This window comes from Fluviicola taffensis DSM 16823, assembly GCF_000194605.1.
GTDB lineage: Bacteria > Bacteroidota > Bacteroidia > Flavobacteriales_D > Crocinitomicaceae > Fluviicola > Fluviicola taffensis.
Window position 1 is genome coordinate 2,455,135 of the sequence record NC_015321.1, and the last position, 15,291, is coordinate 2,470,425.

Sequence of the window (15,291 nt, forward strand, 5' to 3'; positions counted from 1 at the left end):
GAAACCCAGTAAAACCCCAAGTCACTCCATGTTACTTCATGTTGGGATCAGCTAACTTCATGTAGTGAATCAGGTTGTTTTTAGGTCATTTTTTTGCTTTCGATATTGAAAACAAGTAAAACTTGGCGGAATTGTGCAATTGCAACACTTCTTGGCTGCTTACATAATTCACAGTTGCGTTTGAGGAATCATGCTGAAATTCTATCTTGCAACCGATTTAGGTGGTTAGGTTAGGTTGATTAGTGAATGGAGTAATGACGCCTGTCTTACTCCATTTGCACTTTATACCATCTTTGATAATCTGATATTCCAATATCAAAGATTCGACAGATTTTGTTCATTAATGAATTGTTCCAGATAATCATAAATTTTAGCAGTAAGGGCATCTATTTTTCTATTTGATTGTCCAACAGTTAGTTTTAGTACTGGCTTTGACATTTCCACATACTTATCAAAGATTTCATCCACATCATTGCGATTCTCCAGGTCCATTATCTCAAAAATGATAGAACTAATATCTAATTGATAATCATCTGCGCGAACCTGCATCTTTTGAAGCAAGTTGATCATTTTCCAATTAATTAAATCTTGCTTGATTAGATTGATTATGATGGTCTTATTACAGATGAAAGTTTGTGGGATAGTTGGGAGTGCTACCATTGAGAGGAGGTTTAATTCCCGTTCAGCACCAAAACAGGAAGTTCATAAAAACAAGCAGGCGTGGTGCTCAGCTTACTGTTATCGAGGTATCGCCAAACACCTATCCGCAGTAAACCAAAGACAACCACGCCCGTTTCCAGGAGTGGTTAGTCTATCAGTTCTTGCGGATCTTAATTTGGCGATTTTCGATAACAAGATCTAATAGCTAACGCTACTCTAATATTTTTAGGTAACTTACTTTGTTTATATACAAAGTTACCATTTCGTTCAATCTTAAACCAATTTCAAATAATTTTAAAAAATATTATTGGTTCAAGTATACAAAAATAAGAGTTATTTTTCAAAAATAGATTAATTTATTTTACCTTATTTTTGAATTTGTGTTTTTAAAATCACTTTTTCAAATAAGTGATATATGCTGAAAGCCTTTAAAAATCGCTGGTATTGCATATATTAGTCAGCAAAATGAAGACATTGGGCAAAGACGAAAAAACACTTCACAACCGCATTAAAATTGTTCTTGCAGAGAAGAATATGTCGCAAAGTGAACTAAGCGAGTTAACGGGATTGTCCAAAAGTCGTATTTCTAGTTACTGTACAAATAATTCTCAGCCATCTTTGGAAACTTTAAGAATGATTGCAACAGTATTGAAAGTAAATGCGACACGACTGATCGTTCCAACACCAGACGGAGATGAAAAATGATTCTTCGATTATAAACGCTTTTTAATTCAAAGCATCAAAAATTTAATTCCACTATTTACACTACTATTCATTGAAATAACCGCATGAGAACAATTATAGCAATCTGGCATTCTGCAGACATGGGGAAAAGCGCAACTATTCGTGCATTTGCTAATTTATTGATTACGACTTTTCCAGATTTTGAACCCATAACTCCAGTTCCTCCAAATGTTCCTCCAAATGGAGATTTTATACTTGTTGTGCGAATCAATGGGGTAGTGATCGGAATAACTAGTCAGGGTGATCCGGGTACGGGATTAGAAAATCGTTTAATGAATTTAGCTGACAACCATGAATGCAATATCATTTTGTGTTCTACTAGAACAAGAGGTGAAACAGTAATAGCAGTTGATCGAGTGGCAGGAAGACGAGGTTATGAAACAATTTGGACTTCCACTTACCAGATTGCAGGAGAAGCTAATCAAAGGATAGTAAATGGTCTGAAAGCAAGACATTTGATGGATTTAGTACAGACCTTGGGGTTGTTGTAAATAAAAATTTTAACCAAACAGAATTTATGAACAATAGGGGTTCCATTGAGTTAGGTATCTTTGATCTACAAATAACAAATAATCAAATTTTGGAAATAAGGAATTCTGCCGATAGTGTGCTAATTCCCAAATTTAAATATCCTTTTTCAGGGAGTCAATTCAAAATTTATTTGTTGACGGATCACGAAAATGTACTTTATATTGGCACCACCAAAAATTCAATAAAGAATAGACTGCGTTATGGTTTATTAGCATCCGGAAAAAACGGCTATCATGGTTACAAATGGAAAAGTCAGCCAACGATCAAACTTCATGTTTGGTGCTTCGAAGGTTTGGATAAAGAGAAAATAGAGAACATTGAAGCAGAATTCGTGTACCTAATAAGGAAAGAAACAGGCAAATGGCCGATCTATCAAAACGAAATACATTTCAATAACCTTTTTGATAATCAGGGTGAAGAGATTGCTGAATCATTGTATAAACAAATTCAATATATTTAATTATTAACCACTTTTCGACAGTTTAGACTTCAATTTGTCAACATAGTTATCGGTGTTTTTATCGTGCCAGTCGAACATACGAATTTCTATTATAGATAGCATTAGAAGTAATGAATGTTCTTCACTGAAATAATCCACGTTGAACCCATGTAGTATCGGATTTCGATTAAATTCATCCGGCTTTCCAGACCCAGCAAATAACTTGTGGGTAAAAGCGTTGAAGTTAATTGCGTTATCCTTCATGTAAAATAACAGTTTGGGTTCCCAAATATCGAGCGGAATAACAGGTCTAATGTTGTCTTTGGGAGGGATATTGCCGAAATCTCGAATTACCCCTTCTAATTGGGCAAATAGAGTAGGAATTGAAAGCGTATATAAGCCATTGAAATGTGCTTGAAATGCGTCGGTTAAAATCGCTCTTCTTTTTTCCATATAATCTAGTTCCACACAACACGCTTCCAACATTTTTAGCATTGGTTCCTCAGTGCAAGTTGTTTTGTAAGCTTCGAAAAAATCTGCTTTTGAGAGAGTATTATTTTGAAGTTTTTCTCTTAGAATTTGCGACTGACCAACAGTAATAATAGCGAAATAGTAAAAATCATTGTCTTTACAAAAGTTCTTGATTGGAACGTCTAATTGAGAAGCTAGATTCGTAAAATCATTTGTTAGATCAACTGATAAGGTTGCCCCAGTTCGTGAATCTTTAAAGAGTGGTAAAATTCGGTCAGGCAAGTCTAATCCCATATGGCAATATTTATACGGTCGTCCTGATCCACAATGGCATGGTGATTTTTTCGGCACTTTTTTCATAAGATGAAAAATAAGTATAAAAAAGAAAAAGGCAGTAATGCAAAGAACTTACATTACTGCCCATCTAACCTAACCACTATTCACTTTTTATAATGAATCAAAAAAGATGCCAAGGCATAATCTAACTTAGTATTTTCTTAGTTTGAATTTATAGAACGTATTTTTTGGTAGCTTTAGTATGTAATAATTGTTATAGTGTTAAACTACCTATTAATGAGCCATCAAGAAGAATTAAATAGAGCAATCGAAGAAACCCAAAATAAATTTGCAGAGTTAATTTCTAAAATGATTAGAAGTATCAATGACAAAAAAAGCATCGTTGAATTTCTGAATACTAAGAAACCACCGGTCGAGATTCTGAAAAGAATAAATGCAATAGCTATCGAAAATGAAGATTATGAAACTTGCGACGCTATTAAAGAATATACGATTGAGCATGGAATAAACTTGTAAGAATGACTATCAAATATTATTTTTTTGTTTGTAATGGTTCAACCTCAATTGAAATACAATACTTCAAAATCAACCTAATTCATCTTTCAATTGTCTGATAGATGATCATTCGAAAGCGGTTATTTGCGTTAATCGACTGAATAGTAATCAAATTAATTTGATTACTATTGTGTTTAATAACAACTATTTACTTATTCTCCATTGAATGAAAATAATCCACCAAACTAAAGTCGATATGTCTATTCATGGCATCTCAACAGAATGTGGAGTTTATATGATTCACGTCAAAATTTTAGATATAAACCACAGAGCGAAAGAAATTATTGATACTCTACTCGATCGTAGTTGGATAAAAAGACTTGGGGTCATCGATCAAAAAGCATACAACGCGAGAGCAGAAAAAACTATAACTCACCTTGTTGAAAATATACTAAACCATGTAGAGGACACTGTTACAGAAGAGTTTGGAGAGTATCTAATTTCGGATTCAGCCGGTAATGCACTTAGTGAAGTACATAAGCACAAGAAAATAGCCCTAGCAGAACTATGGAAGGAACAAATGACCGGAAACCCAGGATTTGACTTCCATACTGAAAGCCCTATGGAATTAGTCATTTTTGGAGAGGCTAAATTTAAATCATCAGGAAGCCCATATACTGTTGCACTTAATCAAATCGTGAGTTTTATAACAGATCAAAAAGATGTAATGGAACTGGCTGATTTGCAAAAATTGGCTAGTGAGAAATCTATCCAAAATGCTCTAGACAATAAAAAAGGTTTTATTGCTGCTTTTTCTTTAAACGCAAAAAACCAATCAGCAATTTTTGAGAAAGCGCTAAAAACTGACGCCGCCAAAAATTTGTTGAATTTTGCTGAATTATATCTAATTGGTATTGAAATATGAGTTTGATTAAAATTATTAATGGTGAAGAATTGCATAAAACACTTAAAATGATTTTGATGCGTATTCATTCCCAAGGTCCAATAGAAGCTAGTGACTTTGAAAAGCTTGCTTACGCGAAAAAATTTCATGCGGATATTTTTTCGCGTTATGAACAGATGTTATTGAATTTCGTAGGTCTTTTTTACAAGGCTTCAAAGCCAAATAACCTTTTGGGTGAAGTATATTCAATCATGGCTGATTCTATCGAATTAGAAACTGGAAATCGATTCACACCTGTCCAAGCCGATGCATTTAAGAAAATTCGAGATAATGTCTATTTCTCTTTTTCAGCACCAACGAGTGCAGGAAAATCATACCTTTTTAGAGAAATGATTAATCGGTATTATGGCGATATAGTGATTATGGTTCCATCTCGTGCGCTAATTGCGGAATACATGATTATCCTGGAGGCATTAGTTGATACTGAGACTATGGTTTTACAGTTTGTAGAAATAGTCAATATTAAAAAAACAAAAAGACGAATCTTCATTTTGACACCTGAACGAGGTGTAGAAATTTTTAAGCATATTCCTAAACTAGCAATTGATCTAATTCTATTTGATGAAGCTCAAATTTCAGAAGAAGAAGTCCGTGGAATGAGATTTGATTCATTCGTCCGACGCATTGACAAATTCCTCCCGGAGGTTAAGAAAGTATTTACACACCCATTCGTTTTAAATCCAGAAGCACAATTGTCTAAACATGACTTTTATGACCATTCAGCGGCGTTTTGCTACAAACAAAATTCAGTCGGAAAAATATTTCTGAGCATTGAAAATGAGCGTTTCAATTACTTCTCGCCATACAAATTTAACGAAACAGAATTATTGAATTCGGTGGAGGACATCGTTAAAGAAAAGCTAAAACGAAACGGAACAGCACTTATTTACACTTCGAAAACAAAAATATACGACAGGACATATTTGATCGAATTTGATCGGTACATACAGCTTTGTGATAAACTGACCGACCCGAAAGCATTAACCTATATAGAAGAACTTCGTGCGTTTATAGGTGCTTCTAAAAGTGGAAACAAACATTCAAGCCTTATTGAAATGATGGAGAGAGGAATAGTTATTCATCATGGATCAATACCATTAAAAGCTCGATTGATAATTGAAGCTTTTGTCAATGACAACTTCGCGAAAATTTGTTTCTCTACCTCAACATTAATTCAAGGTATTAATATGCCATTCGATATCGTTTGGATTAGTGATTTTCGTTTTACCGGATCTGACTCAAAAAAAATATTAGACTTAAAAAACCTAATTGGAAGAGCTGGAAGAAGTACGGGAATTGTCGATTCCTTTGACTACGGATACGTAATTATCGAAAAAAAGAATGTTCCTACGTTTATCACTAGGCTTCAAGAACCTTCAGTGATTAAGCCAATTTCTCAATTAGCTGAAGAGGTGAAGAACATCGATATCGATTTAATAGACATTGTTGATGCGATGAAAAAGGATGATTTCAATGATGAATTACATTTAACTAATACTCAGGTTCGCAGAATTGAAGAGTTTGACGTTGATAAAGACATCCGCTATATATTAGATAATCTGATATTAGATAACAAAGTTCTGACAGGAAAAAAGTATTATTCTCTTAGCGACCATTATAGACGAAAGATTAAACAATCTTTTGAAAGAATATTTGTAGCTCATTTGAGAAGAAAAGAGCTAAATAAAGGAGAAAAGTCAATTTTAAGTGCCTCTATTCCAATCTTACTTTGGCAGATTCAGGGTCGATCATTTGCAGAAATGGTTAATCTTCGTCATGGTTATTTAACCAGTCGTAGATTAGTTAGAGATATTAGAAATAGAGTTAAGAGAAAAGAAATTACAGGATCTGATGCTAAACGTCAACTTGCTGAGATTAAAATTCTTCGTTCTCCTATGGCAGCGCCACTTCCAGATTCTAAAGTTAGAGCACCAAGCTTGTTTAATTCTGATGAGTCTATTGTTGATCTTGATTATGACAAATTAGTTTATGATACATATGATTACTTAGATAAAGTTATAGGCCAGTCTTTGACTGATCCGATTTGCGGGGCATTACAACTTTTCAACAACAAATATTCTGATGAACGTGCTATTGCTCTTTACAACTATATTAAATACGGCACTAATGAAACAAAGGAAATTTGGCTATTAAAGTATGGGTTTAGTTATGATGATGTTGATTGGATAAAGAATTATATCGACTCAATAGATGAAAATGAAATAGTCTTTTCACGAACTATCAGGGAACTTAGCCCAGCCCAGCAGGAAACGATTAAAAAATACATTTGAGCAAGAAAAACTAAATATTTATGAACTTTACACAAGTTGCCGAAAAGATAAAAGAAGACGGTGCTAGCATCGTGAATGCGACAGAATGGAATGAGCATTGGGATGATCATTATGTAATCTTTGCAGACTTAATAGCATTCGCACAAAGGTGTGTCCTCAGTCCTGGAATTACAGTCAACAACATTGTGCGTTTTCATCGTGCAATAAACGACGCTCTAGCTGGAATTAGTGATATTGTAAAATACCAATTTACAGATGCTTGCTATCTTATAACAAAAAACCCGAAGTCAGCTCTTATTGCTGCTTCGAATATTCAAAATGAATGTTTGTTACACAACTATGTACAAATGAAGAAAGTCCCTCATCCCCTGTTTTTTCATATGATAGTGCCCAAAATTGTAATCTCAAAAGGTAAAGTATTAGGTATTATGGGAACGGTTGAAATAGAGAAGATAAAGAGATATTCAGGAATTTCCCCTAAAGAATTCTTAGCAGGTGAGGGAATAGTAAGAGCTTATTATTTAGAAAAGAATACCACTGGTGGATTAATCTCTATTGATCCGAATTGTATTGAAGATCTAAAAAAAGTTAGCAGTGGCTCCAAACGTACAAAAACGGACGCGCTCTATAGATCATGGAAAAATGATAAATCAAACAGTTTATTTTCACATGATGGGGTTATCGATGTTCCATGGTTAGCTTTGCAACCTAGACAAATTAATAAAGGGGAATTGACTGTGGAGGATTCTGAAAATTTCAAAATAAAAGTAGAATCATTTAATTTCCTATGGAGAACCAATTTTACCGAACATATAAATGAGGGAACAAGCACGAATACATTAAAGCAATATGGTGGTGGTATAAGTCATTTATGTGAATTAATGCAAATTTATAGTAACTCAGGTCCAAGAAGCTGGGATTTGGTAGAATTAAATTCTGCGATCTCCAAAATTTGATTTATTCTAATTCTTCTGCAAATCTAATTATGCGTAGAAGATGACAAAAAAGACAACTACTCATACATTGGTTTGCAGTTGTTATCTTATTATATTGAATTTAGAACGGTAATCAGTCAATACTGTTTTTCAAAAGAAATTTTGGCGTCGTTAATAGTAATAGTATAAGAATCATTATCACATTTGTCTATTTGATTTATGATTTTTTCAAAATCTGATAAGTCGCCACGCTGATACCATTCAATCAAGTCTCTTTCAAAAGTCTCAAAATCATCGAAGTTTCTATATCCTAATAGAAAAAGTGTCTCAGGTGAACCATTCTTATCATGCTTTTGTATAAATATTCTCTCAATTTTCTCACTATAAAACTTTCTAATGAGAATAGAATAAGCAACAACATCATGACTGTCCAGATAAGGAACTAATAAATCATTATAGCCTGGGGGAACTTTAAGTTTGGTACTTACAATACCCTTACCATATTCTAATCTTATTTTTCTATTATGTCGTTTTTTGTCGGGAAACAATGTGTGAACTACTTTCGAGTCTTTATAAGTCAAGAGATGATATTTTTCGGTGCTTCCTTCAAAACAATAAGTTCCTGTATACAAATCAAAAAAATCTGGTCTTTTGTTCTTAGCTGTATTTTTATTTTCATTTGTATAAATAGCATCCGCAATTTTTACAAAGTCAATAATAGGTATCATATTGGGGTGAAACTTACTTGGATTGTCTAGTTTAAATTTTTTGTCTTCATTTTGAAGCCAATAATTTTTAAATGAAAAGAAATTATGGCGATCTCTTAAATGACCGTAGCCGGTGTCACCATTCCCTTCTACAAAAATCAAGTGGTTTTCTGAAGATACAGCTCTAATTGTTGTTTCATCAGATTCACCTGTAAATATCACGGCCCCAATATATTTATCGAAATCATTTGAAAAGTCCCTTTCGATTTTAGACAAATCAATTTTTGATAGTAGTTTCTCCATTTTTCTAACTTTGATATAAGATCATTACTCTTTCTAATACAAAAGTAATGGAGAGACACTTTATCATTCAATCTCACTTAAAAAATGGCAGAAAAAAAGAAACAGCATTTTGTTCCCCAATTATTGCTCAGACATTTTTCGACTGATAGAGATAAAAAACTGATTAATATTTTTAATTCAGACAGCAAGTTCTATAAATCAAATTGCCCATTAAAAAGTCAAGGACAAGAAAGCTATTTCTACGGAGAAGATGGCATAATTGAAAACGCACTCGGAGAACTTGAAAGTAATGCTGCCCCGATAGTTAGTAACATAATCTCAAATAAGACCATTCCTAAACGGGATTCTTTAGACAGCCAAAATTTATTCTTATTTAGCATGTTACTTTCTTTTAGGACCAAGAATACCGTAAAGCATATGAATGAGGTTGTTGATAAACCGTTTCAAGAAATTAAAAAACTTGATTCTAGATTTAATGATAATAAATACGATAATATTCATGTTGGACTTAAAAACCCCGCAGCATTTTCACTTAGCATGATATCTAAAGAAGTTTTAAACGCGTATGATTTAGGACTTAAACTAATCGTAAATAAATCGAACAAAAAATTCATAACCTCTGATCACCCAGCTGTTTTATATAATCAATTCTTGGAAGAGAGAAAACACCCAGGTGGGCATCTTGGCATATTCACAAAAGGTCTTCAACTCTTTTTTCCAATTTCACCAGAATGTATGTTAGTATATTATGATACATGGGCATATAAAGTTGGGAATAAAAAAGATAACATTATTTACACTCAAAACTCAAGTGACATTGACCAATTAAACTTTCTTCAAATGGTTAATTGTACAGAAATGATTTATACTAACGATTCTGTTAAGGAGTTTGAACTATTTCGTTTTTCAGATAAAGCCAAATCTCTTAGAACACAGGACAGAACAAAATTTTATGAAGTCAATACCCGCTATAAGGACGATGAAGGGTTAGAACACATTCAATATATACAACACGGCGATAATAGAAACATTAACCTGAAACTTTCATTTATCAAGCAACCCCAAGGAGCAAAATCCCATAAATTAAGTGATTATGTGCTTCAATTTAGAGACGAGCGTCTGAGGTATCGTAAAAGAAATGCATCTCACTAATACAGCGAACTATAACTTAAATGAATATTGTGATAAATATTGATTAACGAGATTGAAAGCCAATATTGTGTATTAGTTTTTGTAACGCTTAAATTCTTTGTTTTCAAAAGGACATTTGGAACATAATAACTTGCATATCGATATTTGATTCTTAAAAATTAATTATTCAAATTTTTCGTATCCTGGTGGTGTTGCCTTAAATTTTTTCTTTTTAGGATCAATTTTTTTTTGTTGTTCAGCATCAAGACTGCTTACAGGTAATGAAATAACTTGGGTTGAAAAAAGGTTTTGTCCTTTGTGGCGATATATGATTCTTTTGAAGGAATCTTTGAAAGGTGAAAAGCCAATTGAATCACCAAATTCACCGGTGTTACAAATCACCACATTACAAAACACAAGGCGTGAAATTGCTTCTGCCAAAAAATAGTATGATTCTGTGTCCGGATTATGAGCAATAATTACTAAGTGATGAATCCGTCCTTTGTACACTACAAATCTTTCAATATCAAAAAAGTCAGAACATATAGCAATACCTATTTTTCCGAATTCGTCAGCATCTAGAATAAAAATTTCTGGTTGGGACAATAGGGTTGCTCCTGCAAACATCTCTTCTTCGTATCTTGAATAAAAAGTTTTACCGAAATAAAAGAAGGAAGTACTTCTAGATTTTTGATCCTCAGGCCAGTTTTTTGGTACTATAACGACAGCTTTATTACTAACACAGTTTCCGTTCCAGACAAAATCAAGTCCCGCTATCACGATAGCTCCAGAGGAAGCACTTAATTTTCTGAGTTCGTATTCATATCCAAGCGGAACCGAAAGTTCTGGAATAAGGATAATATTAGGTTTTCCATAACCATTCATTAAATCGACAAACCCTTTTTTAATTTCATACCATGCTTTTTCCTCGCTATGAATAGACATTTTATTAGGGGCATTTTTAGGCCAAGCAACATCACTTTCAACAATAGTCTGAATGAATCCGATTTTCAAATTTTCTTGATATACCATAGTTTATTCCTCGATTAATTCTTGGTAATTATCCCTATTCATTTGTTTGAGGTGAATTGGGATAAGTTGCCTAGGTTGATGATTTGATACCGAGAGCTGCTGCTTTTCTAATTCCAATTGACTGAAATCAATATATTTAATGAATGCTTGAATATCAACAAAATAAGGAGGGTCTAAAGAAGTGTCATCAACGAATGAATGTCCTTTTTTTGTTTCTAAATATCGAATCATTGCTGTCTCTTGATTTCTTTTAGAAAAACATCCGTCTATAATGTCTCTTGTTACAGAAGATATTGGAACGTTTTTGAGTTTAACCTTTGCAAGGCTGAGCCAGTTTTGCTGATGTCCCAAAGGATTCCATCTATTTGGCAAGTCATTATTCTTTGACAGCAAACAGATAAGCAATGATCCCAGTGAATTGATAATACTTTCATTTCTTCTATTACTAATAAACGGCATAAAATTGTCTGTATCGTATGCTATAAAGCGATTATCATAAATTAAGTCATCTTTTGCCCTTAGAGTTATTTGTTTTTTTCGAACCATTAGCCTTAGTGTTTCCCAAGTTAGGGGCTCAGTTCTGGTAGAAGGTTTATCAATCCAATCTCGGTCAAGCTTAAAATTGTTTGGATGAATATTTCTTGAGTAATCTGCCTTTTGACTAAAATCAAAAATATCGATTGTCTCAAATTTTTCTTTTAGGGCAACTGCTATCTGTTTAATAACTTCTAAAGCCATCCATTCTCCTACACGCGGATCAAATATTATATGCTCTTTAGATTCCTGATTTACTTCAACCTCTCTCTGTTGCAACCATTCAATCCAATCATATAAAGTTATGTAGTCTTTTAACGGAACTGTTTTTCGTCTAATTTTTGCAAGAATATCATATTCTGTGCTGGCCCCTTCGTGAACTAATCCTTGATAAACATCGAATAGCCAACCTTCATTTTTTTCGAACGAAGATTTATTTTCATCTATTCCTTTAAGCAGTTCAATATTTAAATTTTTTGGGAAAAGCTGGATAAGCACCTGATCATTAATCTTTGATGGATTTAGAAGAGGGACAACGTTTTTCCACAGATAAGGTTCTTTATTTTCTTCATAAGGTAACTGATTATATAACCACCAGATCCAAACACTGAAGTCATAGTTTGTATTCCTACAGAATCTATTAGGATCATCCCAATTTATTAGATTATACTTCTGAATCAACCCTTTTTTATCTTCTTCAAGAAGATAAAGAATTGTTCCTGAACAAAATTTAAAAAGATCAAGAGAATTCTTCTCATAAGTCTTAGACTTTTCTGTTATACTTCCATCAAAGTATTTAAAAAGACTATCTTTCAAAATATCTTGCATAAATCCCTTACTTCTTTTCAATTGCTTATACGAAGAATTTTTACTCGTGACGATTCTAAATGCCTTTAATAGCAATTGAGTAATTACCTGAAGTGTTAAGGAATGAATAAAGGTGATTGATAAGTTGTTAGTTTCACCACCACCTTTTAAATCCTCAATTTCTTTTAAGACCTTATTAATCCGTAAGCTACCGGATTTTGATAAGAATTCTAAAATTCGAGACCATAATCTAACCTTTTGATGATTTTCTCTAATTGCCTTTAGCAATAATTTAATAGTTCGATCAGAAATTTTTTGTTCATTCGTATCAAGAACAATTTGCTCCTTTTTAATTAGCTCATTTGTAAGTTTAATTTCTGATTTAATTACCGAAGTGTCTTCCTTCTTCTTTTTGCTCTTTTCTAATTCTATACTAAGATTTACCAGTTTGCTTTGAAGTCCATAATAAGCTTCAATATTAAATGTAAGCTGTGGTACGAGTGATGACAACATTCTTGCAGCAAAGGCTACTCTAGTGTCACGTCGCAATTCCTGATCTGGAAATTCAGTAACCAACAAATGTTCTATATCCGCTATGAGACTTTTCTCTTCATCAGGACCCAAAAGATGGAATTCGGTGCTTGCAATTTTAGACACTTTAGCTAAAGTTTGCGTCATTAGTGGGCTTGGGAAGTCGGGATCTAACTTTGCTGCTTCTACAGCAGACTGATATAATTTGCCATCTTTTTTCTGATCTTCACTAGCTTCTAAATATTTACCAAGTTCTATCGGCTCCGTTTTCGTAACATTGAAATTAGTACCCAACTCTTCTCCTTCTATAATCTGTCTGTATTCCTCTAACCATTTTGTTAAGTCTTCAAACGAAGTAGCAAGGATGACGTGATCATCAACATACCTGAAATGGGCGATGTTTTTCTGAGTGTTAAGCTTATCATTAATTATCTTATCTATCTTTAGCAGTGCCACATTCGATAAGAAGCCAGCTACAAATAGTCCAGTAGGCAAATGGTTAAACTCACCAGATTGGGCTGATATTTTTTTTAATTCTTCATCAGTCCATCCAACGGTATCAATTTCAAATGCCAATAAATTGCTTATTAAATCGTAAAGTTTTTCTTCTTGATTAGGTAAGTATTCTCTAATGTTTGATTCAATTATAGCATTATTAAGATTAGGATAAAATTTTTCCAAATCTACTCCAGCCCAGAACAATTGACCACTAAGATTGTCAGTCCAATATGAACTTTCGATATAGTTGACTTTGAGAGGATGAGTATTGTCTAACTTTTTATTCACCTCCAACATTTCTATTTCGTTTTCATCCAACTCTTCAGATATTGCGCCATTACCCGAAAGAAATTTTGAAGTAAGATTTATATGTCGACGATAGAGAGGCCAGCTTTGGGACCATTTACGGTAAGTGTTTTTCGTGGTGTTCCTGTAATATCCAAAATTCAACTCGCGTTTTTTTGATGCCGCATCCCATTCATAAAAAGTAGATATATACAATCGATTACCATAGCTCCAAAACGGCATGAGATAATCTAATTCTTTGCCAATGATATTCACGACAGCTAACCATGTAACCTGATCTCGCACTTTGATCCAAAATGTTTGCCGTGTTCTCGGCCCGTCATCATCCTTCTTTTTAGGAAACGCAACTGGTAATATCGGGTTAAGATTGTATGATCCATTTAATAAACTCTCTTGGATTGATCGCAACTCTTCCTTGAGATTGATTTCAAACTGAGCTACTTCCAATTCATCGAACCAAATATCTCCAGGCTGATAAAAAGACTTCGCTTTTTCCCATGCCCAGGTGAGGTTTTTAGTTTCTGCTATTTGATCTAAGGTATTCATTGACATCTTTAAAGTTATTAGGTAGCTGACGTTTTGCAATAGATTTACCAACGCTGTTGAATTCGGACCGTAATTTTTGAAAAAACCTTTCCCCAGCATCATCTCTGTCAGGTATGACAATTATTTCAAAATCCATCAAGGCTGGAATAAGTGATTTATCAAAACTTGAAGCACCTAGAACACCAATACAATAATAACCAAGCTGTATCATAGAAAGTGTATCTGGTATGCCTTCACAAATAAATAAGTGATCTCCAAGCTTCATTTGTTGTAGACAACTTAAATTGTAAGTAGGTTTTATTAGCCCGATTAAGTTTAGATATTTTGGTTCTTTATTATTAATTCGACGAGCTTGTATATAATTGACTCTTGATACCGGATCAATAAATGGGAATAAAATCACAGGATCCCACCAAATTGAAGTGATTCCGTATTTATCATGATTCTTTGCAAGGCCGCAATTTAATAATTGATCATCTCCCCACTTTTTTCTTAAGTCTTCAAAAAAGATAGACGGATGTTGCAAATCACGTATTTGCATTTGTTCAATAATTGATTCTTTAAACCCTCTGTTCTTCAAATAATCAATTCCTGATTTACTAATAGTAGCATGACTTATTAACCATTCGTAAATTTCAGAATTAGCATGTATTTCAATCTTAGGAATAACTCTCTTTTTTAAGGATGGTGATGAAAATTGTTGAATATTAGCAGTTCCACCTAAAAAGGCATTTTCGAGCCAACTACATGATGATAAAAAATTTGAACCACTATATTTTTCAACAAGAGTTATTACATCTCCTCCTTGATTGCAGCCATGACAAAAAAACATCCCTTTCTTTTCATCAAATTCCAAGCTAGGTGTATTTTCTTCATGCATGAAGCAAAGAACTTTTTTTCTTTTTACCTCGATTCCAAGTTTTATAGCAACTTCTGTGATAGATAATTCTCGAAGTCTATTTAAATCAAATTTCATTATTCAGTTTAGTGGATTAATCAAGTGCTATTCAAAGATATAATTTGATTTGAATTTATTATCACCTAATCATTTTGCCGATTATCTAAACAT

The 15,291-nt window shown here is 33.3% G+C and carries 14 protein-coding genes; 8 read left to right on the forward strand and 6 right to left on the reverse strand.

From position 1 onward, the window contains the following. Positions 1-315: 315 nt before the first annotated feature. A complete protein-coding gene (locus tag FLUTA_RS10645; protein WP_043023776.1) occupies positions 316-660 on the reverse strand; it encodes a hypothetical protein in 345 nt (114 codons plus the stop codon). Positions 661-1,125: 465 nt separating this feature from the next. On the opposite strand from FLUTA_RS10645, the gene FLUTA_RS10650 reads away from it, so the two are divergent. The 3 genes from FLUTA_RS10650 (at position 1,126) to FLUTA_RS10660 (ending at position 2,395) form a co-directional block, all read left to right on the forward strand. Continuing rightward, positions 1,126-1,365 carry a helix-turn-helix transcriptional regulator gene (locus FLUTA_RS10650; protein WP_013686885.1) on the forward strand — a complete coding sequence of 80 codons (240 nt, stop codon included), beginning with the start codon at positions 1,126-1,128 and terminating at the stop codon, positions 1,363-1,365. 83 nt (positions 1,366-1,448) lie between these two features. Then, positions 1,449-1,895, forward strand: coding sequence for a hypothetical protein (locus FLUTA_RS10655; RefSeq protein ID WP_013686886.1), 447 nt, complete (start codon positions 1,449-1,451; stop codon positions 1,893-1,895). A gap of 26 nt (positions 1,896-1,921) precedes the next feature. Next, a complete protein-coding gene (locus FLUTA_RS10660) occupies positions 1,922-2,395 on the forward strand; it encodes a hypothetical protein (RefSeq protein WP_013686887.1) in 474 nt (157 codons plus the stop codon). A gap of 3 nt (positions 2,396-2,398) precedes the next feature. Here FLUTA_RS10660 and FLUTA_RS10665 read toward each other — a convergent pair whose 3' ends face one another. Continuing rightward, the gene (locus tag FLUTA_RS10665; protein WP_013686888.1) at positions 2,399-3,139 is read right to left on the reverse strand and encodes a hypothetical protein; all 741 of its coding nucleotides are present in this window, start codon (positions 3,137-3,139) and stop codon (positions 2,399-2,401) included. A gap of 279 nt (positions 3,140-3,418) precedes the next feature. On the opposite strand from FLUTA_RS10665, the gene FLUTA_RS10670 reads away from it, so the two are divergent. The 4 genes from FLUTA_RS10670 to FLUTA_RS10685 all read left to right on the forward strand — a co-directional run bounded on the left by FLUTA_RS10670 (position 3,419) and on the right by FLUTA_RS10685 (position 7,848). Next, positions 3,419-3,658, forward strand: coding sequence for a hypothetical protein (locus tag FLUTA_RS10670; protein WP_013686889.1), 240 nt, complete (start codon positions 3,419-3,421; stop codon positions 3,656-3,658). 235 nt (positions 3,659-3,893) lie between these two features. Continuing rightward, complete coding sequence (locus FLUTA_RS10675; RefSeq protein ID WP_013686890.1) at positions 3,894-4,562, forward strand: hypothetical protein; 669 nt, start codon at positions 3,894-3,896, stop codon at positions 4,560-4,562. After that, the gene (locus FLUTA_RS10680) at positions 4,559-6,892 is read left to right on the forward strand and encodes a DEAD/DEAH box helicase (protein ID WP_013686891.1); all 2,334 of its coding nucleotides are present in this window, start codon (positions 4,559-4,561) and stop codon (positions 6,890-6,892) included. The genes FLUTA_RS10675 and FLUTA_RS10680 overlap by 4 nt, the downstream gene beginning before the upstream one ends. A gap of 20 nt (positions 6,893-6,912) precedes the next feature. Then, positions 6,913-7,848 carry a hypothetical protein gene (locus FLUTA_RS10685; protein WP_013686892.1) on the forward strand — a complete coding sequence of 312 codons (936 nt, stop codon included), beginning with the start codon at positions 6,913-6,915 and terminating at the stop codon, positions 7,846-7,848. A gap of 116 nt (positions 7,849-7,964) precedes the next feature. Here FLUTA_RS10685 and FLUTA_RS10690 read toward each other — a convergent pair whose 3' ends face one another. After that, on the reverse strand, positions 7,965-8,837 hold the full coding sequence (locus FLUTA_RS10690) for a hypothetical protein (protein WP_013686893.1): 873 nt from the start codon (positions 8,835-8,837) through the stop codon (positions 7,965-7,967). Positions 8,838-8,921: 84 nt separating this feature from the next. On the opposite strand from FLUTA_RS10690, the gene FLUTA_RS10695 reads away from it, so the two are divergent. Continuing rightward, a complete protein-coding gene (locus tag FLUTA_RS10695) occupies positions 8,922-9,989 on the forward strand; it encodes a DUF4238 domain-containing protein (RefSeq protein WP_013686894.1) in 1,068 nt (355 codons plus the stop codon). Positions 9,990-10,151: 162 nt separating this feature from the next. Here the strand turns inward: FLUTA_RS10695 and FLUTA_RS10700 are convergent, their stop codons facing one another. From FLUTA_RS10700 to FLUTA_RS10710, 3 genes are read right to left on the reverse strand one after another with little or no spacing between them, the layout of a single operon-like run. Next, positions 10,152-11,000 carry a carbon-nitrogen hydrolase family protein gene (locus FLUTA_RS10700; RefSeq protein WP_013686895.1) on the reverse strand — a complete coding sequence of 283 codons (849 nt, stop codon included), beginning with the start codon at positions 10,998-11,000 and terminating at the stop codon, positions 10,152-10,154. Positions 11,001-11,003: 3 nt separating this feature from the next. Next, entirely contained in the window at positions 11,004-14,222 is a 3,219-nt protein-coding gene (locus tag FLUTA_RS10705) for an RNA-directed DNA polymerase (protein WP_043023778.1), read from the reverse strand. Continuing rightward, positions 14,191-15,198: a CHC2 zinc finger domain-containing protein gene (locus FLUTA_RS10710; RefSeq protein ID WP_013686897.1), complete on the reverse strand. Its 1,008-nt coding sequence runs from the start codon at positions 15,196-15,198 to the stop codon at positions 14,191-14,193. Before FLUTA_RS10710 ends, FLUTA_RS10705 begins: the two co-directional genes overlap by 32 nt. Between the last annotated feature and the right edge of the window lie 93 nt (positions 15,199-15,291).

Excerpts from the sequence above, each read along its gene's own strand:
- FLUTA_RS10680 (WP_013686891.1), top strand. The coding sequence starts at position 4,559 with ATGAGTTTGATTAAAATTATTAATGGTGAAGAATTGCATAAAACACTT.
- FLUTA_RS10665 (WP_013686888.1), bottom strand. The coding sequence starts at position 3,139 with ATGGGATTAGACTTGCCTGACCGAATTTTACCACTCTTTAAAGATTCA.
- FLUTA_RS10700 (WP_013686895.1), bottom strand. The coding sequence starts at position 11,000 with ATGGTATATCAAGAAAATTTGAAAATCGGATTCATTCAGACTATTGTT.
- FLUTA_RS10660 (WP_013686887.1), top strand. The coding sequence starts at position 1,922 with ATGAACAATAGGGGTTCCATTGAGTTAGGTATCTTTGATCTACAAATA.
- FLUTA_RS10695 (WP_013686894.1), top strand. The coding sequence starts at position 8,922 with ATGGCAGAAAAAAAGAAACAGCATTTTGTTCCCCAATTATTGCTCAGA.
- FLUTA_RS10690 (WP_013686893.1), bottom strand. The coding sequence starts at position 8,837 with ATGGAGAAACTACTATCAAAAATTGATTTGTCTAAAATCGAAAGGGAC.
- FLUTA_RS10675 (WP_013686890.1), top strand. The coding sequence starts at position 3,894 with ATGTCTATTCATGGCATCTCAACAGAATGTGGAGTTTATATGATTCAC.
- FLUTA_RS10670 (WP_013686889.1), top strand. The coding sequence starts at position 3,419 with ATGAGCCATCAAGAAGAATTAAATAGAGCAATCGAAGAAACCCAAAAT.
- FLUTA_RS10705 (WP_043023778.1), bottom strand. The coding sequence starts at position 14,222 with ATGAATACCTTAGATCAAATAGCAGAAACTAAAAACCTCACCTGGGCA.
- FLUTA_RS10685 (WP_013686892.1), top strand. The coding sequence starts at position 6,913 with ATGAACTTTACACAAGTTGCCGAAAAGATAAAAGAAGACGGTGCTAGC.
- FLUTA_RS10710 (WP_013686897.1), bottom strand. The coding sequence starts at position 15,198 with ATGAAATTTGATTTAAATAGACTTCGAGAATTATCTATCACAGAAGTT.
- FLUTA_RS10655 (WP_013686886.1), top strand. The coding sequence starts at position 1,449 with ATGAGAACAATTATAGCAATCTGGCATTCTGCAGACATGGGGAAAAGC.
- FLUTA_RS10645 (WP_043023776.1), bottom strand. The coding sequence starts at position 660 with ATGGTAGCACTCCCAACTATCCCACAAACTTTCATCTGTAATAAGACC.
- FLUTA_RS10650 (WP_013686885.1), top strand. The coding sequence starts at position 1,126 with ATGAAGACATTGGGCAAAGACGAAAAAACACTTCACAACCGCATTAAA.